Annotated in this window: 3 protein-coding genes; all 3 read right to left on the minus strand. The window is 70.5% G+C overall.

Annotated elements, in window-relative coordinates:
* Positions 1–109 precede the first annotated feature (109 nt).
* Positions 110–934, minus strand: a complete 825-nt coding sequence (locus AC1DCG_RS25000; protein WP_477031350.1) for a segregation and condensation protein A — start codon at positions 932–934, stop codon at positions 110–112.
* Positions 931–1959, minus strand: a complete 1029-nt coding sequence (gene nagZ, locus AC1DCG_RS25005) for a beta-N-acetylhexosaminidase (RefSeq protein WP_477031349.1) — start codon at positions 1957–1959, stop codon at positions 931–933. Before nagZ ends, AC1DCG_RS25000 begins: the two co-directional genes overlap by 4 nt.
* 11 nt (positions 1960–1970) lie before the next feature.
* A partial coding sequence (locus AC1DCG_RS25010) for an SPOR domain-containing protein (protein WP_477041745.1) occupies positions 1971–2181 on the minus strand: 211 nt, incomplete at its 5' end.

A 2181-nucleotide genomic window follows, 5' to 3' on the forward strand; every position in this document is an offset into this window, starting at 1 on the left:
TCCCCCTCCGGCCCTTCGGGCCACCTCCCCCAGAGGGGGAGGATCTTGTTGCAGCAGATGCTCCCCCTCTGGGGGAGCTGTCGCGGAGCGACTGAGGGGGTTCTGCGGCTCAAAGCAGCCCCTCCCCGCCACCGGTGCGGGTGCGCAGGTAGATCTCCTCGAACGCGCCCATCTGGCGGACGGTCAGGGCGCCCTCCTTGGCCAGCTCCAGGCTGGCCGACAGGGTCGAGGCCAGGTAGCTGGCGGGCGTCGGGCCTTCGGGGTCCTCCTCCCAGCGGTCGACGGGGGCGACGCCGGACAGGGCGGTCCACTCCTCCATCCTCGGCAGGAAGGTGCGCAGGCGGTCGCGGGCGTCTTCCAACGGATAGGCCTGGGGCGGACGCGGGGCGTAGTGGCGGCCGTGCTCGCGCTTTCGCTGGCTGATATAGGCGCTCATCAGCGCGTAGAGATCGCCCTCGAAGCGGGTGGACGAGACGATCTTCACCGCGTCTGGATCGCCGCGCATGAAGACCTCGCGCTTGAGCTGGGGCCGTTCCTTCAGCGCTTCGACCGACCGGCGCATGGCGTCCAGCTTGGCCAGGCGAAAGGCCAGCTGGGCGGCCATCTCCTCGGCCGGCGGCTCCTCGGCCTTGGGGCGCTCGGGCTTGGGCAGCAGCAGGCGCGACTTCAGGTAGGCCAGCCAGGCGGCCATCACCAGATAGTCGGCGGCCAGCGAGAAGCGCACCCGGCGGGCCTGCTGCACGAAGGCCAGATACTGCTCGGCCAGGCGGGTGATCGACAGCTGCAGCAGGTCGACCTTCTGGTTTCGGGCCAGGGCCAGCAGGACGTGCAGCGGCCCTTCGTAGCCATCGATGTCGATGACCAGGGCCGCGCCGTCTTCGGCCGCCTCCCGGGCGGCCGCGAAGTCGAATGTGGGCTGAAAGCCCGTGCTCACCCGGCGTACCGGCCGTCGAAGGCGGCGTCGAAGCGGGCGCGGGCCTCGGCGGGATCGAAGGGTTCGGGAACCTTGACCAGGCGGCCCATGACCGCCTGGGCGCGGCGACGGGCTTCCTTGGAGAGCTTGCCGACGCCGGCCATCACTGCCTTCATCTCGTCCATGTCGCCGTTGCAGTGCAGGACGACGTCGCAGCCGGCCGACAAGCTGTCCTTGGCGCGCTGCTTGAAGTCGCCCGACAGCGCCTTCATCGACAGGTCGTCGCTCATCAGCAGGCCGTCGAAGCCCAGCGAGCCGCGGATGATCTGCTTGATGGCCTTCTTCGACGTCGTGGCCGGACGGCGGCGGTCGATGGCCGTGTAGACGACGTGGGCGGTCATCGCCATCGGCATGTCCGACAGCACCCGGAACGGGGCGAAGTCGCGCGCGTCGAGCTCGGCCAGCTTGGCCTTCACCACCGGCAGCTCAAGGTGGCTGTCGCTCATGGCGCGGCCGTGGCCGGGGATGTGCTTGATGATCGGCAGCACGCCGCCGGCCAGCAGGCCCTCGGCCGCGGCGCGACCCAGGGTCGCCACCTGCTCGGGGGTGTCGCCATAGGCGCGGTCGCCGATGATCTCGTGGCCCTTGGGATCGGGCACGTCCAGCACCGGCACGCAGTCGACATTGATCCCCAGCGAGGTCAGGTCGTGGGCGATCAGGCGCGCGCCCAGGCGGGTGATCTCGCGGGCGACCAGCGGGTCGTTGGCGACGAGTTCGCCATAGGCGCGGCCCGGCGGATACTTGTTCCAGTGCGGCGGCTGCAGGCGGGCGACGCGGCCGCCCTCCTGGTCGATCAGGATCGGCGCGTCGGGGCGGCCGACCGTATCGCGCAGCGCGGCGGTCAGCTTGCGAACCTGGTCGGGCGTCTCGATGTTGCGCTTGAAGAGGATGAAGCCCCAGGGCCGCACGTCGCGGAAGAAGGCGGCTTCCTCGGCCGACAGGACGGTCCCGGCGCAACCGAGGATGGCGGCGGACGACGTGCTCATGGACCCCTCGCCTACTTCACGAAGCAGGATTTGCCGGCGGCGCTCAGGGCGTCGCAGAACGCCTTGGCGTCGGCGCGGCTGGAGAAGCCCGTGACCGAGGTGCGGTAGAGGGTMGAGCCGTTCTTGTCGATCGCCTCGACCTTCTTGCCCTTGCCGGCGGCCAGGCCCGGCGCGATGCGGGCGGCGTCGTTCCAGGCCTTGTCGGCCAGGGCGGTCGACGAC

The sequence above is a fragment of the Caulobacter sp. 10L414 genome, from assembly GCF_056395525.1.

Bases quoted from the DNA above. Each gene is read 5' to 3' on its own strand.
- nagZ (WP_477031349.1), bottom strand. From the start codon at position 1,959: ATGAGCACGTCGTCCGCCGCCATCCTCGGTTGCGCCGGGACCGTCCTG.